General features: G+C 72.9%; 21 protein-coding genes and 1 tRNA gene. 10 read left to right on the top strand and 12 right to left on the bottom strand.

The window, feature by feature from the left end; genetic code table 11:
* Positions 1-29 precede the first annotated feature (29 nt).
* Genes ACZ4YY_RS09970 through pdhA form a run of 3 tightly spaced genes read right to left on the bottom strand, consistent with a single transcriptional unit; the run spans position 30 to position 3,615 of the window.
* On the bottom strand, positions 30-1,478 hold the full coding sequence (locus ACZ4YY_RS09970; protein WP_468286162.1) for a dihydrolipoamide acetyltransferase family protein: 1,449 nt from the start codon (positions 1,476-1,478) through the stop codon (positions 30-32).
* Complete coding sequence (locus ACZ4YY_RS09965) at positions 1,478-2,482, bottom strand: alpha-ketoacid dehydrogenase subunit beta (protein WP_468286159.1); 1,005 nt, start codon at positions 2,480-2,482, stop codon at positions 1,478-1,480. Before ACZ4YY_RS09965 ends, ACZ4YY_RS09970 begins: the two co-directional genes overlap by 1 nt.
* The gene (gene pdhA / locus ACZ4YY_RS09960; protein WP_468286156.1) at positions 2,482-3,615 is read right to left on the bottom strand and encodes a pyruvate dehydrogenase (acetyl-transferring) E1 component subunit alpha; all 1,134 of its coding nucleotides are present in this window, start codon (positions 3,613-3,615) and stop codon (positions 2,482-2,484) included. The genes ACZ4YY_RS09965 and pdhA overlap by 1 nt, the downstream gene beginning before the upstream one ends.
* 175 nt (positions 3,616-3,790) lie before the next feature.
* Here pdhA and ACZ4YY_RS09955 point away from each other — a divergent pair, with 175 nt between their 5' ends.
* Entirely contained in the window at positions 3,791-4,291 is a 501-nt protein-coding gene (locus ACZ4YY_RS09955) for an Lrp/AsnC family transcriptional regulator (RefSeq protein WP_468286153.1), read from the top strand.
* A 2-nt stretch (positions 4,292-4,293) separates the two neighbouring features.
* Here ACZ4YY_RS09955 and ACZ4YY_RS09950 read toward each other — a convergent pair whose 3' ends face one another.
* Both ACZ4YY_RS09950 and ACZ4YY_RS09945 read right to left on the bottom strand, forming a co-directional pair.
* A complete protein-coding gene (locus ACZ4YY_RS09950) occupies positions 4,294-4,884 on the bottom strand; it encodes a TetR/AcrR family transcriptional regulator (protein WP_468286150.1) in 591 nt (196 codons plus the stop codon).
* On the bottom strand, positions 4,881-6,395 hold the full coding sequence (locus ACZ4YY_RS09945) for a 3-hydroxyacyl-CoA dehydrogenase (RefSeq protein WP_468286147.1): 1,515 nt from the start codon (positions 6,393-6,395) through the stop codon (positions 4,881-4,883). Before ACZ4YY_RS09945 ends, ACZ4YY_RS09950 begins: the two co-directional genes overlap by 4 nt.
* 159 nt (positions 6,396-6,554) lie before the next feature.
* Between ACZ4YY_RS09945 and paaN the strand changes: the two genes are divergently transcribed.
* Positions 6,555-8,246, top strand: a complete 1,692-nt coding sequence (gene paaN, locus ACZ4YY_RS09940) for a phenylacetic acid degradation protein PaaN (protein WP_468286144.1) — start codon at positions 6,555-6,557, stop codon at positions 8,244-8,246.
* Between the two features lie 111 nt (positions 8,247-8,357).
* On the opposite strand, the gene ACZ4YY_RS09935 is transcribed toward paaN, so the two are convergent.
* Genes ACZ4YY_RS09935 through ACZ4YY_RS09925 form a run of 3 tightly spaced genes read right to left on the bottom strand, consistent with a single transcriptional unit; the run spans position 8,358 to position 11,256 of the window.
* A complete protein-coding gene (locus ACZ4YY_RS09935) occupies positions 8,358-9,116 on the bottom strand; it encodes a TrmH family RNA methyltransferase (protein ID WP_468286140.1) in 759 nt (252 codons plus the stop codon).
* Positions 9,113-10,330, bottom strand: coding sequence for an HTTM domain-containing protein (locus ACZ4YY_RS09930; protein ID WP_468286137.1), 1,218 nt, complete (start codon positions 10,328-10,330; stop codon positions 9,113-9,115). Before ACZ4YY_RS09930 ends, ACZ4YY_RS09935 begins: the two co-directional genes overlap by 4 nt.
* A complete protein-coding gene (locus ACZ4YY_RS09925; protein ID WP_468286134.1) occupies positions 10,327-11,256 on the bottom strand; it encodes a DUF5819 family protein in 930 nt (309 codons plus the stop codon). Before ACZ4YY_RS09925 ends, ACZ4YY_RS09930 begins: the two co-directional genes overlap by 4 nt.
* Positions 11,257-11,731: 475 nt before the next feature.
* On the opposite strand from ACZ4YY_RS09925, the gene paaA reads away from it, so the two are divergent.
* The 6 genes from paaA (at position 11,732) to ACZ4YY_RS09895 (ending at position 16,839) form a co-directional block, all read left to right on the top strand.
* Positions 11,732-12,904, top strand: coding sequence for a 1,2-phenylacetyl-CoA epoxidase subunit PaaA (gene paaA / locus ACZ4YY_RS09920; protein WP_468286131.1), 1,173 nt, complete (start codon positions 11,732-11,734; stop codon positions 12,902-12,904).
* A complete protein-coding gene (paaB, locus tag ACZ4YY_RS09915; protein WP_360929217.1) occupies positions 12,901-13,188 on the top strand; it encodes a 1,2-phenylacetyl-CoA epoxidase subunit PaaB in 288 nt (95 codons plus the stop codon). Before paaA ends, paaB begins: the two co-directional genes overlap by 4 nt.
* Positions 13,185-13,907, top strand: coding sequence for a 1,2-phenylacetyl-CoA epoxidase subunit PaaC (paaC, locus tag ACZ4YY_RS09910; RefSeq protein ID WP_468286128.1), 723 nt, complete (start codon positions 13,185-13,187; stop codon positions 13,905-13,907). Before paaB ends, paaC begins: the two co-directional genes overlap by 4 nt.
* Positions 13,901-14,452 carry a 1,2-phenylacetyl-CoA epoxidase subunit PaaD gene (gene paaD, locus ACZ4YY_RS09905; RefSeq protein ID WP_468286124.1) on the top strand — a complete coding sequence of 184 codons (552 nt, stop codon included), beginning with the start codon at positions 13,901-13,903 and terminating at the stop codon, positions 14,450-14,452. The genes paaC and paaD overlap by 7 nt, the downstream gene beginning before the upstream one ends.
* Positions 14,452-15,513, top strand: a complete 1,062-nt coding sequence (locus tag ACZ4YY_RS09900; protein ID WP_468286120.1) for a 2Fe-2S iron-sulfur cluster-binding protein — start codon at positions 14,452-14,454, stop codon at positions 15,511-15,513. Before paaD ends, ACZ4YY_RS09900 begins: the two co-directional genes overlap by 1 nt.
* Before the next feature lie 189 nt (positions 15,514-15,702).
* Positions 15,703-16,839: an acyl-CoA dehydrogenase family protein gene (locus tag ACZ4YY_RS09895; protein WP_468286117.1), complete on the top strand. Its 1,137-nt coding sequence runs from the start codon at positions 15,703-15,705 to the stop codon at positions 16,837-16,839.
* A gap of 8 nt (positions 16,840-16,847) precedes the next feature.
* Here the strand turns inward: ACZ4YY_RS09895 and ACZ4YY_RS09890 are convergent, their stop codons facing one another.
* The 4 genes from ACZ4YY_RS09890 to ACZ4YY_RS09875 form a co-directional block, all read right to left on the bottom strand.
* Positions 16,848-17,177: a rhodanese-like domain-containing protein gene (locus ACZ4YY_RS09890; protein ID WP_468286585.1), complete on the bottom strand. Its 330-nt coding sequence runs from the start codon at positions 17,175-17,177 to the stop codon at positions 16,848-16,850.
* Positions 17,178-17,239: 62 nt separating this feature from the next.
* Complete coding sequence (locus tag ACZ4YY_RS09885) at positions 17,240-18,037, bottom strand: J domain-containing protein (protein ID WP_468286112.1); 798 nt, start codon at positions 18,035-18,037, stop codon at positions 17,240-17,242.
* A 107-nt stretch (positions 18,038-18,144) separates the two neighbouring features.
* On the bottom strand, positions 18,145-19,575 hold the full coding sequence (locus ACZ4YY_RS09880; RefSeq protein WP_468286109.1) for a DUF2252 domain-containing protein: 1,431 nt from the start codon (positions 19,573-19,575) through the stop codon (positions 18,145-18,147).
* A 234-nt stretch (positions 19,576-19,809) separates the two neighbouring features.
* Positions 19,810-19,896, bottom strand: a tRNA-Leu gene (locus tag ACZ4YY_RS09875).
* 440 nt (positions 19,897-20,336) lie between these two features.
* On the opposite strand from ACZ4YY_RS09875, the gene ACZ4YY_RS09870 reads away from it, so the two are divergent.
* Both ACZ4YY_RS09870 and ACZ4YY_RS09865 read left to right on the top strand, forming a co-directional pair.
* The gene (locus tag ACZ4YY_RS09870; protein ID WP_468286107.1) at positions 20,337-21,206 is read left to right on the top strand and encodes an FhaA domain-containing protein; all 870 of its coding nucleotides are present in this window, start codon (positions 20,337-20,339) and stop codon (positions 21,204-21,206) included.
* A gap of 10 nt (positions 21,207-21,216) precedes the next feature.
* Positions 21,217-21,735, top strand: a complete 519-nt coding sequence (locus ACZ4YY_RS09865) for an FHA domain-containing protein FhaB/FipA (protein WP_468286104.1) — start codon at positions 21,217-21,219, stop codon at positions 21,733-21,735.
* Positions 21,736-21,751 lie beyond the last annotated feature (16 nt).

The raw sequence follows: 21,751 nt of genomic DNA, 5'->3' as shown, positions 1-21,751 counted from the left end.
GAAGCGGCCCGGCGTTCACGGCCGACCGCTCACAGCGTGCGCAGCAGCACCGCCGGCTGTTCGACGCAGTCCGCCACGTACCGCAGGAAACCGCCCGCCGTACCGCCGTCGCACACCCGGTGGTCGAAGGTGAGCGAGAGCTGCACCACCTGACGCACGGCCAGTTCCCCGTCGTGCACCCACGGCTTGGGGACGATGCGGCCGACGCCGAGCATGGCCGCCTCGGGGTGGTTGATGATCGGCGTGGAACCGTCGACACCGAACACGCCGTAGTTGTTCAGCGTGAACGTCCCGCCGGTCAGCTCGGCGGGCGTCAGCGTCCCGGCCCGGGCCGCCTCGGTGAGCCGGGTGAACTCGGCGTGGAGCCCCTCGGTGTCCCGGGCCTGCGCGTCGCGGACGACGGGGACGACGAGCCCCCGCTCGGTCTGCGCGGCGAAGCCGAGGTGGACGTGGTCGAACCGGACGACCTCCCGGGCCTCCTGGTCGACGGTGGAGTTCAGCTCCGGGAAGCGGGCCAGGGCCGCGGTGCAGATCCGGGCCAGCAGCGCGAGGACGGAGATCTTCGGCCCCGCCGCCGTGTTCATCGCCGCACGGACGCGCATCAGCTCGGTCGCGTCGGCGTCCACCCAGCAGGTCGCGTCGGGGATCTCGCGCCGGCTACGGGAGAGCTTGTCGGCGACGGCACCCCGGACGCCCTTCAGGGGGACGCGGGTACCGGCCGTGGCGGCTGCCGGGGTCGCGGCGGGGGCCGGCGCCGCTGCGACGGCCTCCCGCGGCGCGACGGGCACGACTTCCCGCGGTACGGCGGGCGCGGCCGTGCGGCCCTGGGCGGCGGCGGCCCGCAGCGCGTACTCCACGTCGGCCCGAAGGATCAGCCCGTCGGGCCCGGAGCCGGTCAGTTCCCGCAGATCGAGGCCGTTCTCCCGGGCGAGCCGGCGCACGAGCGGCGAGATCACGGGCACCGGCCCGTCCATCACATCGGTGGCGCCCGATCGCCCGTCCGCCACCCCGGCCGCCATCTGGGCGGAGTGCTCACGCGGGGCTTCGGGGGCCGGCTGGGCGCCGGCGACCTGCTGTCCCCGCGCCGCCCGGGAGGCCGTGGGCACGGTGGGCGTCGGCTGCGCCGGTCGTACCCGGCGGCGCCGCGCGGGCGCCTCCGACGTGCCGTATCCCACCAGCACGTTGCCCGAGCCCTGCGGCTGCGAGCCGTCGGGGGAGCCGTCGGAGGCCGGCGCGCCGACCGCGACCGTGATCAGCGGCGCCCCGACGGGCAGTTCCGTGCCCTCCTCCCCGAAGCGGGCGGTGACCACGCCGCCGTAGGGGCAGGGCACCTCGACCATCGCCTTGGCCGTCTCGACCTCGACGACCGGCTGGTCGACGGCGACGACGTCACCGACCTGGACCAGCCAGCGCACGATCTCCGCCTCGGTGAGCCCCTCCCCGAGGTCGGGCAACTTGAACTCCAGCACCTGTGCCATCAGCTCTCGGCCTCCCACTGCAGACGCGCCACGGCGTCCAGGATGCGGTCGACGCCGGGCAGATGGTGGCGCTCCAGCATCGGCGGCGGGTAGGGGATGTCGAACCCGGCCACGCGCAGCACCGGTGCTTCCAGGTGGTGGAAGCAGCGCTCGGTGACCCGGGCCGCGATCTCCCCGCCCGGGCCTGCGAAGGAGCCCGATTCGTGGACGACGACCGCGCGGCCGGTCCGTCGTACCGAGGCACAGACCGTCTCGTCGTCGAACGGCACCAGGGAGCGCAGGTCGACGACTTCGAGGTCCCAGCCCTCGGCCTCGGCCGCCTCGGCGGCTTCGAGGCAGACGGGCACCGACGGCCCGTAGGTGATGAGCGTGGCGCTCCGGCCCGAGCGCCGCACCACCGCACGGCCGATGGGTTCAACGGTCCGCGGGTCCTCCGGGTTCCAGGCGTCCTTGGACCAGTACAGGCGCTTGGGTTCGAGGAGGACCACGGGGTCGTCGGAGGCGATGGCGGCACGCAGCAGGCCGTAGGCGTCGGCGACGGTGGCCGGCGTGACGACATGGAGCCCCGGAGTCGCCATGTAGTACGCCTCGGAGGAGTCGCTGTGGTGCTCGACGCCGCCGATGCCGCCGCCGTAGGGGACGCGGACGGTGATCGGCAGGGGCATGCGGCCGCGGGTGCGGTTGCGCATCCGGGCCACGTGGCTGACGAGTTGCTCGAACGCCGGGTAGGCGAAGGCGTCGAACTGCATCTCCACGACCGGCCGCAGCCCGTACATGGCCATGCCGACGGCCGTGCCGAGGATGCCTGCCTCGGCGAGCGGGGTGTCGGTGCAGCGGTCCTCGCCGAACTCCTTGGCGAGTCCGTCGGTGACCCGGAAGACGCCGCCCAGGGTGCCGACGTCCTCGCCCAGGACGTGCACGGAGGGGTCGGCGGCCATCGCGTCGCGCAGTGCGCGCGTGAGGGCCTGCGCCATGGTCGCGGGCTTGACGGCGACGGTGGTCATCAGTGCGTCCCTTCCTGCTCCGCCTCGAGCTCGGCCCGCACCAGGGCGGCCTGCTCGCGCAGCTGGGGGGTGGGCTCGGCGTACACGTGGGCGAAGAGGTCCATCGGGTCGAGCGTCGCGTCCTGGTTCATGCGGGCGCGCAGGTCGGCGGCCATGGCCTCGGCGTCGTCCCGCGCGGCCTGCCGGGTCTCGTCGTCGAGCAGCCCGCGCGCGGTGAGCTCGCGTTCCAGCAGCAGGATCGGGTCGTGGTCGCGCCAGGTCTCGACCTCGGCGTCGCCGCGGTAGCGGGTCGCGTCGTCGGCGTTGGTGTGGGCCTCGATGCGGTAGGTCACCGCCTCCACGAGCGTCGGACCGCCGCCCGCGCGCGCGTGCCGCACGGCGTCGGCGAGCACCTCGTGGACGGCCGCCGCGTCGTTGCCGTCGACCAGCCGGCCCGGCATGCCGTACCCGACGGCCTTGTGGGCCAGGGAGGGCGCGGCGGTCTGCTTGGCGAGCGGGACGGAGATGGCGAAGCCGTTGTTCTGGACGAGGAAGACGACCGGCGCCTGCCAGACGGCGGCGAAGTTCAGCGCCTCGTGGAAGTCGCCCTCACTGGTGCCGCCGTCGCCGACCATGGCGAGCGCGACCACGTCGTCGCCCTTGAGGCGGGCGGCGTGGGCGAGTCCCACGGCGTGCGGCAGCTGGGTGGCGAGCGGGGTGCACAGCGGGGCCACCCGGTGCTCGTAGGGGTCGTACCCGGTGTGCCAGTCGCCGCGCAGCAGCGTGAGCGCCTCGACCGGGTCGACCCCGCGTGCGACGACCGCGAGGGTGTCGCGGTAGCTGGGGAAGAGCCAGTCGCGCTCCTCCAGGACGAGCGCGGCGGCGACCTCGCAGGCCTCCTGACCGGTGCTGGAGGGGTACACGGCCAGCCGGCCCTGCTTGGTGAGAGCGGTGGCCTGCGCGTTGTAGCGGCGTCCGAGCACCAGCTGGGCGTAGAGCCGGCGCAGCAGCTCCGGGTCGGCCTGCGCGGCGGCCTCGGTGCCGAGGACGCGGTAGGGCTCCGCGTCGGGCAGCAGCGGCGCGGGGTCGGTGCGGGGCTGCCAGGCGGGCGGCGGTGTGGGCCGGTACGCGCCCCGCTGCTCCATGACCGTCATGACGGCACCTCCTCGTGGGAGCGGCTACGGGAGGCCCGTCGGCTGTGACGCGCCTCACCTACCGATTGTTCGGTCGTCGGCACATTTTGGCTACAGGCACCCTCAGGCTGTGGACAAACGGTTCTGCACAGCCTGTGATGGAGGCAGGACGTCCACGGCGGAGAGGTGGGGGGACATGGCGGCTGAACAAATGGCCGGAGGCTCCGACGACGGCAGCCGGCTGCCGCCCCCTCGCCCGCTGGACGCCATCGACCAGGACATCCTGCAGATGCTCCAGTCGGACGGCCGCGCCTCGATACGGTCGGTCGCCGAGCGGGTCCACGTCTCCCGGGCCAATGCCTACGCGCGGATCAACCGGCTGGTCGAGGACGGCGTCATCCGCGGCTTCGGCGCCCGCGTCGACCACGAACGCGCCGGTCACGGCACGTCCGCGTACATCACGCTGAAGATCGTCCAGAACTCGTGGCGCACCGTGCGCGAGCAGCTCAGACAGCTCCCCGGCGCCTCCCACATCGCCCTCGTCGGGGGCGATTTCGACGTTCTGCTCCTGGTGCACACCCCCGACAACAGGGCCCTGCGCGAGCTGGTCCTCACCCGCCTCCAGGCCATCCCCGAGGTGCTCAGCACCCGCACCCTGCTGGTCTTCGAGGAGGAGGACCTGGAACCGCAGGGGTGAGGTCAGCTCTCGTAGCGCAGCCCGGTGAACACCAGCCGCACCACCGCGTCGGCGACCTCGCGCTCGCTCATCCCCCGGCCTTCCGGCCGGTACCACTCGACGATCGAGTTGATCATGCCGAAGACCAGCCGGGTCGCGAGGCGCGGCTCCATGTCGCAGCGCAGGCTGCCGTCGGCGACGGCGGCCTGGAGCAGGGCGGCGACCCGGTGGTCGAAGTCCCGGCGCCGCTCCAGGGCCCACCGCTCGGTGTCGGTGTTGCCGCGCACGCGCAGCAGCAGCGTCACGTAGGGCAGCTCCGTTATCAGCACCTCGACCATGCGCCGGACCACGTACTCCAGGCGCGCCGAGGGGTGCTCCGCGTGCGGGTGCTCCTCGTCGAGGATCCCGAACAGGCCGTCCAGCGCCCGGCTGACCGCCCGGCGCAGCAGCTCCTCCTTGCCCGCCACGTGGTGGTATATCGACGACTTGGAGATGCCGGCCGCCTTGGACAGGTGCTCCATAGAAGTGCCGTCGTAGCCGCGCTCGTTGAAGACCCGCACGGCGACCGACAGCAGGGTCTCCGGGGTGTAGGTGTCGCGTCTGGCGGTGGTCATGAGGTCCCCTCCCGCTTGTCTGCGGCGTGTCCGTGGCGGTAGAGCGCCAGGGAGGGCGCGTAACGGCCGGAGGGCTCTCGCAGGCTCAGCTCCTCCAGGAGGTCGTGCGCCCAGATCCTGCCGAGCCTGCGGTTCCACTCGAAGGGGCCGAGGGGATAGTTCACCCCGAGGCGCATCGCGGTGTCGACATCCTCCTCGGTGGCCACGCCCTTGGCGACGGCGTCGTGGGCGAGGTCGACGATCCGCGCGACCGTACGGGCGACGATCATGCCGGGGACGTCGCCGATGACGCTGACGTCCTTGCCGAGCGCCTGGAACAGGCCGATGGCCTCGGACAGGACCTGCGGGGAGGTGTCCTGCGAGGTGGACAGGGCGACGCGGGTGGCCTTGCGGTAGTCCAGGGCGAGGTCGAAGTACACGACGTCGCGGAACTCCACGGAGGTCTGACCGTCGGCGAGCGTGAGCTGTCCGTCGCTGGGCAGCACCAGGCGCGTGCCGTGGTCCTCTTCCTCCTCCCGGACCGGGATGCCCGCCTCGCGGATCATCGCAAGCAGCTCCGAGGCGGGGCCCAGGGCGCCCTCGGCGACCACGTAGGCGGGCGGCCGGTGCTTCTCCGCGGTGTGCGGTTCGGCGCGCTCGGCGCCCTCCCGGTAGTCGTACCAGCCCTGGCCGGTCTTGCGGCCGAGGCGTCCGGACTCGACGAGGCGGCGCTGGGCGAGGGAGGGCGTGAAGCGCACGTCCTGGAAGAAGGACTGCCACACGGAGTGCGTGACCGCCTCGTTGACGTCCTGCCCGATCAGGTCGGTCAGCTCGAACGCGCCCATCCGGAAGCCGCCGCACTCGCGCAGCACCGCGTCGATGGTGGCCGGGTCGGCGCCCTGCGACTCGAGGACGGCGAAGGCTTCGGCGTAGAAGGGCCGGGCGATGCGGTTGACGATGAAGCCGGGGGTGTCGGCGCAGGCGACCGGCGTCTTGCCCCACGCGCGGGTGGTCTCGTACGCGCGCGTGGCCGAGGTGACGTCGGTGGCGTAACCGGAGACGACCTCGACCAGCGGCAGCAGCGGCGCGGGGTTGAAGAAGTGCAGGCCGACGAAGCGGCCGGGGGCGCGCAGGGCACCGCCGACGGCCGTCACCGACAGGGACGAGGTGTTGGTGGCGAGCAGGCAGTCCTCGCCGACGATGTCCTCCAGCCGGCGGAACAGCTCCTGCTTGACGTCCAGCCGCTCCACGACGGCCTCGACCACCAGGTCGCAGTCCGCGAGGTCGGCGATGCTCTCCACGGGCGCGAGCCGGGCGGCCGCGGCGTCACGGTCGGCGGCGGTGAGGCGGTCCTTCTCGACGAGCCGGTCGAGGCGTGCGCCGATCGCGGCGGCCGCTTCCCGGGCCCGGCCCGCGACGGCGTCGTACAGCCGCACGGGGTGTCCCGCGACCAGTGCGACCTGGGCGATGCCCTGGCCCATGGTGCCGGTGCCGACGACGGCCACGGGGCTGCTGAGGTCGAGTGCTGTCATGTGCGCGATCCTCCCGCACGGGGTTTTCCACAGATGCGGCGGACCCCCTTGTCCCGACCGATCGTTCGGTTACTCTAACCCTGACGGGCTGTTCCTGTCCTTGTTTCGCCCAGGTCATGAGCTCGATGAAGAGTTCTCAAGACGAGGAGTTGGTCCCGCATGGCCGCCGAACTCACCGCGCACGATCTGATCGCCAAGCACCGGCCCACCCTCGACCAGGCCCTCGAAGCGATCCGCACACGCGCGTACTGGTCCCCCCACCCCGAACACCCCAAGGCCTACGGGGAGAACGGCAGCCTGGACGCGGCGGCCGGCAAGGCCGCCTTCGACGCCGTCCTCGGCACCCGCCTCGACCTCGGCCAGCCCGGCACCGACGACTGGGTGGGCGGCGAGGTCTCCCCGTACGGGGTGGAGCTCGGCGTGACCTACCCGCACGCCGACCTGGACGTGCTGCTGCCCGCGATGAAGGCCGGCCAGCACGCCTGGCGGGACGCGGGCGCGGAGGTCCGCGCGGTGGTCTGCATGGAGATCCTCAAGCGGATCAGCGACCGGACGCACGAGTTCGCGCACGCGGTCATGCACACCTCCGGCCAGGCGTTCATGATGGCGTTCCAGGCGGGCGGCCCGCACGCCCAGGACCGCGGCCTGGAGGCGGTGGCCTACGCGTACGTGGAGCAGGTCCGCACCCCCGACACCGCGGAGTGGACCAAGCCTCAGGGCAAGCGCGACCCGCTCGCCCTCACCAAGCGCTTCACCCCCGTCCCGCGCGGCATCGCCCTGGTCGTGGGCTGCAACACCTTCCCGACGTGGAACGGCTATCCGGGCCTGTTCGCCTCCCTGGCCACGGGCAACGCGGTACTGGTCAAGCCCCACCCGCGCGCGGTGCTGCCGCTCGCGCTGACCGTCGGCGTCGCGCGCGAGGTGCTCACCGAGGCCGGCTTCGACCCGAACCTGGTCGCACTCGCCGCCGAGCGGCCCGGCGAGGGCATCGCCAAGACCCTGGCCACCCGCCCCGAGATCCGGATCATCGACTACACCGGCTCGACCGCCTTCGGCGACTGGCTGGAGGCCAACGCCCGCCAGGCGCAGGTCTACACGGAGAAGGCCGGCGTCAACACGGTGCTCGTCGAGTCCACCGCGGACTACAAGGGCATGCTGTCCAACCTGGCCTTCTCGCTGTCCCTGTACAGCGGCCAGATGTGCACCACCCCGCAGAACCTGCTGATCCCGCGCGAGGGCATCCGCACCGACGAGGGCCCCCGGACCTACGACGAGGTGGTGGCCGACCTGGCGCGTGCGGTCGACGGGCTCCTCGGCGACGACGCGCGGGCGAACGCCCTGCTGGGCGCGATCGTCAACCCGGACGTCAAGGCCCGTCTGGAGGCCGCGGCCGGCCTCGGCGAGGTCGCGCTCGCCTCACGCGAGGTGGCCAACCCGGAGTTCCCGGACGCGGTGGTGCGCACGCCCGTGATCGTCAAGCTCGACGGGGCCAAGCCCGACGACGAGGCCGCCTACATGAGCGAGTGTTTCGGCCCGGTCTCCTTCGCCGTCGCGGTCGACTCCGCGCAGGACGCGCTCGACCTGCTGCGGCGCACGGTCCGTGAGAAGGGCGCGATGACGGTCGGCGCGTACACCACCGACGAGGAGGTCGAGCAGGCAGTCCAGGAGGTCTGCCTTGAGGAGGCCGCCCAGCTGTCCCTCAACCTCACCGGCGGGGTCTACGTCAACCAGACGGCCGCGTTCTCCGACTTCCACGGCTCGGGCGGCAACCCGGCGGCCAACGCGGCCCTCACCGACGGGGCGTTCGTCGCGGGCCGCTTCCGGATCGTCGAGGTGCGCCGGGAGGCCTGAGCGCGCCGGAGACCCCGGGGCCTCCGGGCCCCTCGCCCCCCTGCCGGCCCCTGAGATCGCCGGCCCCGGGAGCCGGTGCCCCGCGGGCCGGTGCCCCGGGAGCCGGTGTCGCTAGGAGCCGACCGCTCCCCCGCCGGTGCTCCAGTGGTACAGCGTCATGGCCACACTGGTCGCGAGGTTGTAGCTGGAGACCTGGGGGCGCATCGGCAGCGCGAGCAGGTGGTCGGTCCGTGCGCGCAGGGCGTCGGACAGCCCGCTGCGCTCGGAGCCGAAGGCGAGAACGGCATCGTCCGGGAGCTTGACGCCCCGGATGTCCTCGCCCTCCGGGTCGAGCGCGAACACCGGACCGGACGGCAGTTCGGCGACGGTCAGCCGCTCCACGGCGGTCGCGAAGTGCAGCCCGGCCCCGCCGCGCACCACCGTCGGGTGCCAGGGGTCGAGCGGACCGGTGGTGACCACCCCGGTCGCCCCGAAACCGGCGGCCAGCCGGATCACGGCCCCCGCGTTGCCCAGGTTGCGCGGCTCGTCGAGGACCACGACGGGCGCGGTGCGGGGCATCCGTCCCAGCCGCTCCAGACCGGCCTCCCGGGACGGGCGTACGGCCAGCGCGGCCACACCGGTGGGATGCGGCCGCGGTACGAGCGCGGTGTACGCCGACTCGGGCACCTCCGTCAGGAGGGCGTCCAGGGCCGGCCGTACGTCGGGGGCCAGGTCGTCGGCGAGACCGAGGGCGGCCCGCCGGTCGGCGGTGACCGCCACGGGGACCTCCGCGCCGAAGCGCAGGGCGTGCTTGAGGGCGTGGAAGCCGTCGAGCAGCACCGAGGCGTCGGCGAGCCGGCGCCACAGGCCGAGCGGATCCGGGTCGGTCATGCCGTGAAGCCTACGCGGCGCGGCTCGGCGTCCTCGGGCGTCGGCGGCTCGGCGTCCTCGGGCGCGGGGGCGCCGCTCGGTGCCCGCATCGCCTCACGCACGCGTGTCGTCCAGTAGCCCAGTCCGCGCAGGAACGGCGTCGGCAGGAAGACCGCGTCCGTCGCGATCATCGCCAGTGAGAAGAACGGCAGTCCGAGGGTCACGGCGATCACCGCGTGCTCGGTCATCATCGCCACGAGCAACAGGTTCTTCACCCGCCGGTTGAACAGCGTGAACGGGAAGGCGACCTGCACGATCACCGTCCCGTACGTCATGAGCATCACCAGCGTGCCGCTGGAGGACATCAGGTCGCCCAGAGCGGGCCAGGGTGAGAAGTAGTCCAGGTGGAACGGGTAGTAGACGGCGGTGCCGTCCTGCCAGCGCGAGCCCTGGATCTTGTACCAGCCGGCGGTCGCGTAGATCAGACAGGCCTCGGCCATGATCACCAGCAGGGCCGCGTTGTGCAGGACGTTCGCTACGACGTCCAGCAGGACGCGCGGCTGCGCGGCCCCCGCCAGGCGCCCCACGCCCCACCACAGGCCCTGCGCCGCCCAGGCCGCCCACAGCAGAACGGGGACGGTCCAGTCGCCGTCGAGTCGGCCCGTCGCGGTCACGGCGACGAGCACGGCGCCGAGCACGGCCCACAGGGCGGGCCCGACCCGGTCGGTGACCCGCTCCCCACGCGCGCGTGCCTCGGCGGCGCGCCGCTCCCGGCGGGCGTCCAGCGACCACACCCGGCCGCAGCGCGTGAACACGAGATAGATCGACATCAGGTGCAGGACGTTGTCGCCGCCGTCCCCGACGAACACGCTGCGGTTCTGCAGCGACAGCACACCCACCATGAACAGCACCGACATGGTGCGGGTGCGCCAGCCCAGCAGAAGCAGCGCGCTCGCCAGCACCGCCAGGGCGTACACGGCCTCGAACCAGATCCGCCCGTCCGACCACATCAGGGCCGTGAAGGCGCCGTTGCCGTCGATCAGCCGGCGGGCCAGCTCCCAGCTCCACGGGCCGTCGGGTCCGTAGAGCTCCTGGCGGTGCGGGATCTCGCGCAGCAGGAACAGCAGCCAGGTCAGGCTGAAGCCGATCCGGACGATGGCGCTCTGGTACGAGCCGAGCGGCGACTCGGTCACGCGGGCTATGGCGGTGGACACCGACAGGGAGAACCGGTTCACTTCACGCCCCCCTCGGCCTCGGCGGCCGGCACCGGCCACCAGGGCAGCTCCCGGAACACCGGATCCGCCGGTATCTCCTCGCTGCTCCACGGGGGCGGCTGCACGTTGGTGGTGCTGGAGCGGATCTGGATGCGTTCCACGACGCCGCCTGGCCCGGCCGCGCCGCCGCGGTCCAGGCGCCGTACGACGATCCGGCGCAGATAGGTCTCGGAGAGACTGCTGCGCGGGCCGAGGGAGCGGTTGTCGGAGTCGTGCGAGCCGGCGTAGAAGTCCCATGCGCGGCGCAGTTCGTTCTGCTGGGTGTGGCTCGGCACCAGGTTGCCGTCGATGTCACGGCCGTCCTGGGCGGACAGGTCGTACCAGCCGGTGGTGCGCGAGGTGCCGTCGGCGGTGCGTATGTCGGCGCGGACCTGGACGGCGATGTTCTGCTGCAGCGGGTTCGGCGCGAACAGCTTCCAGTTCTGCTCGAACTCCGGGTAGATCCACTCGTCGATCGCCTTGCCGTGCGTCTTGGTGACGGTGTTCGACGGGGCGACGTGCAGGAACACCATCCCGAGGTGCACACAGACGCCGACGGCCACGACCGCGAGCGCCAGTGCGGCGCCTATCTGGTAGCGCGGTGAGAGGGCGGCGACACCGGTGCGGACCGGCTCGGGGACGGACGGCTCGGGGCCGAGCACCGCGGGAGCGGGCGGTGCGGGGGCGGGCATCGGGGCCGGGTCCTCGGCGCGGGCCGGCTCGGGGCCGGACCGTTCGGTGCCGGGCAGCGCGCCCGGGTGCGCGACGGGGTCCCCGGCACGGTCCTCGGCCGGCTGGGCTCGCGGTTCGGGCACGCGGTCCGTCACCGGCGGTCCCGTCTGCGGCCTGCGCGACGCCTCCGCTTCCGCCCCCCGCGGAGCGTCAGAGCCTCCGTCGTACGCGTCCATTCCGCCCCGTTCCCCGTTCCCCGATTCCGGTCCGTCGTCCGACTGCGAGGCCGCACCACGGCCACCCGGCCGCCCGCGTGCGCCGGACTCCATCGTGTCCACCGCACGCCTTGCACCGCTGCCGCACGCCCGCACCGCCGCCGCGCGCCCTGCGTCGCTGCCGCCGGCCGGGTGCTGCCTCGCCCGGCGCACACGCCCGACGGCTTCGCACACCGCCCGACGGCTTTCGCACAGTCGTCGCACGGAACGGTACTCAGCCACACCCGCCCCGCGCAGCCCTCCCCCCGTCCAGGCCCGCCCGCACCGGCTCGACGACGAGGCCGGACGCCGAACCTCCACACGTTGTCCACAGGCGGGCCCGCAGGTTGTCCACAACGGTTGACACCTTACGACGGCCGTCACACCATGGAATCGCACGGACCGAACGATCGGTCGGGAGAAGGCTCGGGCAGAGCCCAAGGTCGAGGGGGACCGCATGGCGACAGCAGCCGCGCACCAGACGGCCCGCACACAGCAGTACGCAGCTCAGGGCGGGGGCAGCGGCACCGCGCCGGCCGACGGCGAGGATGTTCACCTGCACGCCTTCGACGCCGCCGTGGCCGCCGACGAGCGCATCGAACCCCGCGACTGGATGCCCGACGCCTACCGGGCGACCCTGGTCCGGCAGATCGCCCAGCACGCGCACTCCGAGATCATCGGCATGCAGCCCGAGGCCAACTGGATCACCCGCGCGCCTTCCCTGCGCCGCAAGGCCATCCTGATGGCGAAGGTCCAGGACGAGGCGGGCCACGGGCTGTACCTGTACAGCGCCGCCGAAACCCTCGGCACCGGCCGTGACGAACTGCTGGACAAACTGCACACCGGCCGCCAGAAGTACTCGTCGATCTTCAACTACCCCACGCTGACCTGGGCCGATATCGGCGCGATCGGTTGGCTGGTGGACGGCGCCGCGATTACCAACCAGGTGCCCCTGTGCCGTTGTTCCTACGGCCCCTACGCCCGCGCGATGGTCCGCATCTGCAAGGAGGAGTCCTTCCACCAGCGCCAGGGCTACGAGTCGCTGCTGGCCCTCAGCCGCGGCACCCCCGAGCAGCACGCGATGGCGCAGGACGCCGTGGACCGCTGGTGGTGGCCCTCGCTGATGATGTTCGGACCGCCCGACGACGAGTCCGCCCACTCCGCGCAGTCGATGGCCTGGAAGATCAAGCGCCACTCCAACGACGAACTGCGCCAGCGCTTCGTCGACATCTGCGTTCCGCAGGCGGAGTCCCTCGGCCTCACCCTCCCCGACCCCGACCTGAGGTGGAACGAGGAGCGGGGGCACTACGACTTCGGCCCGATCGACTGGTCGGAGTTCAAGGAGGTCCTCAAGGGCAACGGCCCGTGCAACGACCAGCGCATCACCCAGCGCAGGCGGGCCCACGAGGAGGGCGCCTGGGTTCGGGAGGCGGCCGCGGCCTACGCGGCCAAGCACCACAGCCGGACCGACCCGACCGGCACGACCGGCACGAGCAGCCCGAGCAGCCCGAGCAGCCCGAGCAGCGTGACCGGTACGACCCGCACGACCAGCGTGCGCGGCACGACCGCCGCGAACGGCGAGGGCAGCACGAACGGCGCGAACGGCGAGACAGGAGCGACGCACGCATGACGACCACCGACTGGCCCCTGTGGGAGGTCTTCGTGCGCTCACGCCGCGGCCTCTCCCACACCCACGCGGGCAGCCTGCACGCCCCGGACGCCGAACTCGCCCTGCGTAACGCGCGCGACCTGTACACCCGGCGCGGCGAGGGCGTCTCGATCTGGGTCGTGCCGTCCGCGGCGATCACCGCGTCCTCGCCCGACGAGAAGGACCCGTTCTTCGAACCGGCCGCCGACAAGCCCTACCGGCACCCGACGTTCTACGAGATCCCGGAGGGGGTGAAGCACCTGTGACGACCACGACCACCCACACGTCGGCCGCCCTCGCCCTCGGCGACGACGCCCTGGTGCTCTCCCACCGCCTGGGGGAGTGGATGGGCCACGCGCCCGTGCTGGAGGAGGAGGTCGCTCTCGCCAACATCGCCCTCGACCTGCTCGGCCAGGCCCGCGTCCTGCTGTCGATGGCCGGCGACGAGGACGAGCTCGCCTACCTCCGCGAGGAACGCGCCTTCCGCAACCTCCAGTTGGTGGAGCAGCCCAACGGCGACTTCGCCCACACCATCGCCCGCCAGCTCTACTTCTCCACCTACCAGCACCTGCTGTACGGGCGCCTCGCGGCCGGCGAGGGCCCCTTCGCGGGGCTCGCCGCGAAGGCGGTCAAGGAGGTCGCCTACCACCGCGACCACGCCGAGCAGTGGACACTGCGGCTCGGAGACGGCACCGAGGACAGCCACCAGCGGATGCGGGACGCGGTCGCGGCCCTGTGGCGGTTCACCGGAGAGATGTTCCAGCCCGTGGACGGCCTCGACGTCGACCTGAAATCCCTGGAGACGAACTGGCTGGAGCAGGTCGGGGACGTGCTGCGCCGGGCCACGCTGAGCGTGCCCGAGGGCCCGCGCACAGGCGCCTGGTCGGCCGGCGCGGGCCGTCAGGGCCTGCACACCGAGTCGTTCGGCCGCATGCTGGCCGAGATGCAGCACCTGCACCGCAGCCACCCGGGGGCGTCATGGTGACGCTCACCCCGCTGGAGGCAGAACTCCTCGAGGTCGCCGGCTCGGTGCCCGACCCCGAGCTGCCCGTGCTCACGCTCCTGGAACTCGGCGTACTGCGCGCGGTGCACGTGCGGGACGCGGCAGCCGACGCCGTCGAGGTCGAGCTGACCCCGACCTACACCGGCTGCCCGGCCGTGGAGGCGATGTCCCTGGACGTCGAGCGGGCCCTGCGCGCACACGGCGTGCGCGAGGTCACCGTGCGGACCGTGCTCAGCCCCGCCTGGTCGACGGACGACATCACGGACGAAGGGCGCCGCAAGCTGCGGGAGTTCGGGATCGCCCCGCCACGCGTGCGGCAGACGGCCGGCCCGGTGCCGGTGGGGCTCGGGCCGACGCGCTCGTTCGGCGGCCCGCTCGAGGCGGACGCCGGCACGGACCCCGTCCGCTGCCCGCACTGCGGTTCGGCCGACACCGAGCTGCTCAGCCGCTTCTCCTCCACCGCCTGCAAGGCGCTGCGCCGCTGCCTCGCCTGCCGTGAACCCTTCGACCACTTCAAGGAGTTGTGATGGCCCGCTTCCACCCGCTCCGCGTGGCCGCGGTGGACCGGCTCACCGACGACTCCGTCGCCCTCACCCTCGCCGTCCCCGCCGAGCTGCGCGAGGAGTACCGGCACGCGCCGGGCCAGCACCTCGCCCTGCGGCGCGTGGCCGACGGCGTCGAGGTGCGGCGGACGTACTCGATCTGCTCGCCCGCGCCCGACCCCGGCGGCCAGGGTCCGCACACCCTCCGGGTCGGGGTGCGACTGGTCGACGGCGGCGCCTTCTCCACCTATGCGCTCAAGGAGATCGCCGTCGGCGACGAGCTGGAGGTGATGACCCCGGCGGGCCGGTTCATCCTCGACCCCGCCCCCGGCCTGTACGCGGCGATCGTCGGCGGCAGCGGGATCACCCCGGTGCTGTCGATCGTCTCCACGCTGCTGGCGCGCGAACCCGCCGCCCGCTTCTGCCTCGTGCGCAGCGACCGAACGGCCGCCTCGACGATGTTCCTGGAGGAGGTCGCCGACCTCAAGGACCGGTATCGCGAACGGTTCCAGCTGGTCACCGTGCTCTCCCGGGAGGAGCAGCAGGCCGGACTGCCGTCCGGGCGGCTGGACCGGGAGCGGCTGACAGGCCTGCTGCCGGCGCTGCTGCCCGTGGCGGACGTGGCCGGATGGTTCCTGTGTGGGCCGTTCGGGCTGGTGCAGGGCGCGGAACGGGCGCTGCGGGAGATCGGCGTCCCCCGCTCCCGGATCCACGAGGAGATCTTCCATGTGGACGCCATCGCGCCCACGGCCACCGCGTCCGCGCCCGCCCGCACCACGATCACCGCCCGCCTCGACGGCCGGGGCGGCAGCTGGCCCGGCCAGGACGGGGAGTCGGTCCTGGAGACGGTCCTGCGCAACCGTCCCGACGCCCCCTACGCCTGCAAGGGCGGGGTTTGCGGGACGTGCCGGGCCTTCCTGGTCTCCGGCGAGGTCCGTATGGACCGCAACTTCGCGCTGGAGCCGGAGGAGACCGAGTCCGGTTATGTCCTCGCCTGCCAGTCGCACCCACTGACGGAGAAGGTGGAGGTGGACTTCGACCGCTGACCGGCACAGGGACACCCCCCACCGGCCACTCCCTGCCGCCGCCCCCTGCCCTCCCCGGCCTCCCAGCCGCTCCCTGCCACGACCCGACATCCCCACCCGCCCCCGGCAGTCCCCAGCCGTTCCCTTCTTCTAGAACCTGTTCTATCTTGACGCTCCGTCAGATCAGCTGACCCGTCGGGAGGACAGGCCGTGGACTTCACCTTCACCGAGGAGCAGCAGGCGGCGGCCGAGGCCGCGCGGGGGGTCTTCGCCGACGTCGCACCCGACGGCGTCCCCAGCCCCGCGCTCACCCGGGGCCGCCCCGTAGCCGAGGGCTTCGACCGGGATCTGTGGGCGAACCTCGCCGGCGCCGACCTGCTGAGCCTGCTGCTCGACGAGGAATACGGCGGGGCCGGCCTGGACGCCGTCGCGCTCTGCCTGGTCCTGCGGGAGTCGGGGCGCGTGCTGGCCCGGGTCCCGCTCCTGGAGAGCAGCGCCGCCGCGGCCGCCGTCCAGTCCTACGGTGGGCCCGAGGTGCGGTCCGCCGTGCTCGCGCGGGCAGGGCGGGGCGACCTCGTCCTGACCGTCGCCGCGCACGGCCGCACCGGTCACGACGCGGCCGAACTCTCCGTGACAGCCCGGCAGGACGGCGAGGAATGGGTGCTGGACGGGGTGCAGACGGCGGTGCCCTGGGCCTACGACGCCGACCTCGTCGTCGTCCCCGCGCGCACCGGCGACGACCGGAGCGTCCTCGCCCTGGTCCCCCGCGGGCACCCGGGCACCGCCCTCGCCGAGCAGATCTCCACCACGGGCGAACGGCTCGGCGAACTGCGCCTGGAATCCACCCGCGTCCGAACCCCGGACGTCATCACCGCCGACGGCGCCTGGGAGTGGCTGCGCGGTCTGCTGGCCACCGGTACCTGCGCAGTGGCGCTCGGCCTGGGCGAACGCGTCCTGCGGATGACGAGCGACTACGCCGGGCAGCGGGAGCAGTTCGGGCACCCGATCGCGACCTTCCAGGCCGTCGCCGTCCAGGCCGCCGACCGCTACGTCGACCTGCGCGCGATGGAGGCAACCCTGTGGCAGGCGGCCTGGCGCCTCTCCTCCGGCGGGCAGGGCGCCCTGCCCGCCTCGGGCGACATCGCCGTGGCCAAGATCTGGGCCTCGGAGGGCGTACGGCGGGTCGTGCAGACCGCACAGCACCTGCACGGCGGCTTCGGCGCCGACGTGGACTACCCGCTGCACCGCTACCACGCCTGGGCCAAGCACCTTGAGCTGTCCCTCGGCCCGGCCGCGGCTCACGAGGAGGCCCTGGGCGACCTGCTGGCCGCCCACCCCCTCGCCTGACACCCGCGCTACAGCACGAAGCCGGGCCGGCCCTCGTCGGTCACGACCGGTCGGCCCGCCGCGGCCCACACCTGCATGCCGCCGTCGACGTTCACGGCGTCGACGCCCTGTTGCACCAGGTACATCGTGACCTGGGCAGAACGGCCACCCGAGCGGCAGATCACATGGACCCGCCCGTCCTGCGGGGCGGCCTCGGTCAGCTCGCCGTAGCGGGCGACGAACTCACTGATGGGGATGTGCAGCGCCCCTTCCGCGTGACCCGCCTGCCACTCGTCGTCCTCCCTGACATCCAGCAGGAAGTCACCGTCCTTGAGGTCGCCGACCTCGACCGTGGGCACACCAGCTCCGAAACTCATGTCCCCGACGCTACCCGACCGGGGGCACCCGGCGGCCGCTCCCGCTATCCCACCAGCTCCGCGAGCTCGGACTCCTTCTTGGCGACCTCGGTGAGAAGCTGCTCGGCGATCTCCTCCAGGAGGCGGTCGGGATCGTCCGGGGCCAGCCGGAGCATCCCACCGATCGCGCTCTCCTCCAGCTCCCGCGCGGCCAGGGTCAGCATCTCCTTGCGCTCGGCGAGCCACTCGAGGCGGGCATAGAGCTCCTCGCTGGGGCTCGGCCGCCGCTCGGCGGGCGCGGGACCGGCCGCCCACTCCCGCGCCAGCTCGCGCAGCAGACCCTCGTCACCGCGGGCGTAGGCGGCGTTGACGCGGGTGATGAACTCCTCGCGCCGCTGCCGCTCCGCGTCCTCCTGTGCCAGGTCGGGGTGGGCCTTGCGGGCCAGCTCACGGTAGAGCTTGCGGGCCTCGTCGCTGGGGCGCACCCGCTCGGGGGGCCGCACCGACTGGTCCGTGAGCATCGCCGCGGCCTCCGGGAACAGCCCGCTGTCGTCCAACCAGCCGTGGAAGAGCTCCTCGACCCCGGGCATGGGCAGCACCCGGGCCCGCGCCTCGGCCGCCCTGCGCAGGTCCTCGGGGTCGCCGGTGCGGGCGGCCCTGGCCTCGGCGATCTGGGCCTCCAGCTCGTCGAGCCGGGCGTACATGGGGCCGAGTTTCTGGTGGTGGAGCCGCGAGAAGTTCTCGACCTCGACGCGGAAGGTCTCCACCGCGATCTCGAACTCGATCAACGCCTGCTCGGCGGCCCGCACGGCCTGCTCCAGCCGCTCCTCGGGCCGCGGCTGCTCAGCTTCGGGGGTCGTCACCCGACCAGCGTAGGCCAAGGCTCACGGAGCCGACCGCCGCTCACCGCCCCCACCCCGCGAACGCCGCGCACGGCCGGGAGGACCGCCCACCGGAGGCCACAGCACCCTCACACCCCCGCCTCCGCCGCGATTGTCCCCGCCCGCACCGCCGCCACCAGCTGCGCGTGGTCCGCCTCGGTGCGGTCGGCGTACGCCACGGCGAAGGACGCGATCGCCTCGTCGAGCTCCTCGTTCTTGCCGCAGTAGCCGGCCACCAGGCGCGGGTCGGCGCTGTGCGAGTGGGCGCGGGCCAGCAGCGCGCCGGTCATCCGGCCGTAGTCGTCGACCTGGTCGGCGGCGAGCGCGGCGGGGTCGACGCTCCCCTTGCGGTTGCGGAACTGCCGCACCTGGAAGGGACGGCCCTCGACCGTCGTCCAGCCGAGCAGGACGTCGCTGACGACCTGCATCCGCTTCTGGCCGAGCACCACCCGGCGTCCCTCGTGGTCGGCGTCGGCCACGTCGAACCCGGCGCTCAGCAGGTGCGGCACGAGCGCCGAGCCGCGCGCCTCCTTCACCTGGAGGATCAGCGACTCACCCCGGTGGTCCAGGAGCAGGACGACGTACGACCGCAGGCCCACGCTGCCCGTGCCGACGATGCGGAAGGCGACGTCCTGCACCGCGTGCCGGGACAGCAGCGGGTGACGGTCCTCCGACACGGTGCTCAGGTACGGCTCGAGCGAGGCGGCCACCGCCGCCGCCTCCGCGTCGGGCACCCGGCGCAGCACCGGCGGCGCGTCGACGAAGCGGCGTCCGCCCTCCGGCGTCGGTTCGGTCGACTTGGCCGCGAACCGTCCGCTGGTGTTGGCGCGCGCCTTCTCCGAGACCCGCTCCAGCGTGCCCAGCAGGTCGTGGGCGTCGGTGTGGGAGACGAGTTCCTCGTCGGCGATCGCGTTCCAGGCGTCCAGGACGGGGAGCCTGGCCAGCAGGCGCATGGTGCGGCGGTAGGCGCCCGCCGCGTCGTGCGCCGCCTTGCGGCAGGTGTCCTCGTCGGCGCCGGCCTCGCGGCCCGCGAGCACCAGGGAGGCGGCGAGGCGCTTGAGGTCCCACTCCCAGGGGCCGTCGACCGTCTCGTCGAAGTCGTTCAGGTCGATGACCAGGCCGCCCCGGGCGTCGCCGTACAGGCCGAAGTTGGCGGCGTGCGCGTCACCGCAGATCTGGGCGCGGATCCGGGTCATGGGGGTGCGGGCGAGGTCGTGGGCCATGAGGCCGGCCGAGCCGCGCAGGAACGCGAAGGGGGTCGCCGCCATCCGGCCGACCCTTATCGGAGTGAGCTCTGCGATGCGGCCCCGGTTGGACTCCTCGACAGCCGTCACCGCGTCCGGTCGCGGGGCGTCCGCGTCGAGCTGCGCGTGCGCCGCGCGAGGTACCCGGCGGCGCAGCTCCTTGCCGTCCTCCTTGGGCGACCCGGCGACCGGCCACCGGGCGAAGCCCCGCACCGGGGGCAGCCTGTGCCGCCCGCCCGCCTCGGCACCGGCCCCGGCAGCACCAGCCTCGGTCATGACGACCGCCTCCCCCGCTCACGTCCGTACGTCCGCACCCGGCTCCACGACGAGCCGAACATCAACTCGTGCAGACCGTACAGCCGGCGGCCGAAACGCGTCAGACCCTGTGGACGACTCGCCGACTGTGGACAACCGGCCCGCCGCTGACCACCCGTGAGATACCTCACGCGGTCCGCTCCGCCCCCGAACACGCGAAAGCCCCCCAGGTCTGGGACCTGGGGGGCTTTCGGCTGGTGCGCGAGGGGGGAGTTGAACCCCCACGCCCTTGCGGGCACTGGAACCTGAATCCAGCGCGTCTGCCTATTCCGCCACCCGCGCATTGGGTGTGTCCTCGGGCTTGTGGGCTCTGCGGCCTGGCGCCTTCCGACATGCAGAACATTAGCATGCCGGCCAGGGTGCGTTCACATCCCTTGTTCCGGGGCAGAGGTGACCGCGAGGGCCCCCGCGGCGCCGTCCGTACGTCTCGACGGTGACTGGTTCACGTATCAACCTCGTACCTATGGAGGCCGTCTCCCCATGAGCCGGACGAGGTCCGCAGTCAGGTGCGGGACACTGGTCCTCGGCCGCCTCTACGATCCTGGGCAGAAGTACGGACAGAGGTACGTACGGATACAGGTGCGCGAGAGGCCGTCGACACCCGTCGACGGGGCCGACAGGGGGAACCAGCCGATTCAGCGGCGCGTGGATACGATCAGTAAGCAGTACCAGGTAGGCAGCACGAAGCGGGACAGCAGGACCAACGACGGAGGAGGTGCCCCATGGGAGTCCTGAAGAAGTTCGAGCAGCGTCTCGAGGGTCTGGTCAACGGCACCTTCGCCAAGGTCTTCAAGTCCGAGGTCCAGCCCGTGGAGATCGCGGGAGCGCTCCAGCGGGAGTGCGACAACAACGCCACCATCTGGAACCGCGACCGGACGGTCGTCCCCAACGACTTCATCGTGGAGCTGAGCACGCCGGACTACGAGCGCCTCAGCCCCTACTCCGGCCAGCTCGGCGACGAGCTCGCCGGCATGGTGCGCGACTACGCCAAGCAGCAGCGCTACACCTTCATGGGTCCGATCAAGGTCAACCTGGAGAAGGCGGACGACCTCGACACCGGCCTGTACCGGGTGCGCAGCCGTACGCTCGCCTCGTCCAGCAGCCAGGCCCCCGACCGCGCCCCGGCCGGCGGACAGCGCCCCGGCGGCTACGGCTACCCGCCGGCCGCCGGCGCCGGCGCCCCGCCCCCCATGCCGTCCACCCCGCCGCCCGGCGCCCGCCCCGGTGGGTACGGCTACCCGCCGGCGGCCGGCGGACAGCGTCCCGGCGCGGCCGGCGGCGGACCGGTCGGCGCACCGCAGCCGGGTGCGCGCACCCGCCACTGGATCGAGATCAACGGCACCCGCCACCAGATCTCCCGCGCCACGCTCGTGCTGGGCCGCAGCACCGAGGCCGACGTGCGGATCGACGACCCCGGCGTCTCTCGACGGCACTGCGAGATCCGCACCGGTTCGCCCTCGACGATCCAGGATCTCGGCTCCACCAACGGCATCGTGGTGGACGGGCAGCACACCACCCGCGCTACGCTCCGCGACGGCTCGCGGATCGTCGTGGGCAGCACCACCGTTATCTATAGGCAAGCCGAAGGGTGAAGCGGGGGCAATGTCAGAGCTGACCCTCACGGTCATGCGGCTGGGTTTCCTGGCCGTGTTGTGGCTGTTCGTGATCGTGGCCGTGCAGGTCATCCGAAGCGACCTGTTCGGTACCCGCGTCACCCAGCGCGGCTCGCGCCGGGAGGCCAACCGGGCGCAGCAGGCCCAGCGCCAGGCACCCCCGCAGCAGCGCCAGCAGCCCGCCCCGTCCGGCGGCGGCCGCAGGGGACGCAACGCCCCGACGAAGCTGGTCGTGTCCGAGGGCACCCTCACCGGCACGACCGTCGCGCTCCAGGGTCAGACCATCACCCTGGGCCGCGCGCACGACAGCACGATCGTGCTGGACGACGACTACGCCTCCAGCCGCCATGCCAGGATCTACCCGGACCGCGACGGCCAGTGGATCGTCGAGGACCTCGGTTCCACCAACGGCACGTACCTCGACCGGACGCGGCTGACGACCCCCACACCGATCCCGCTGGGCGCGCCGATCCGTATCGGCAAGACCGTCATCGAGCTGCGGAAGTAGTACGACAATGAGCGAG

It is taken from the genome of Streptomyces sp. NPDC030143, from assembly GCF_055573695.1.
The sequence above is the reverse complement of the archived record's forward strand: the minus strand, read 5'-3'. Positions and strand labels throughout refer to the sequence as shown.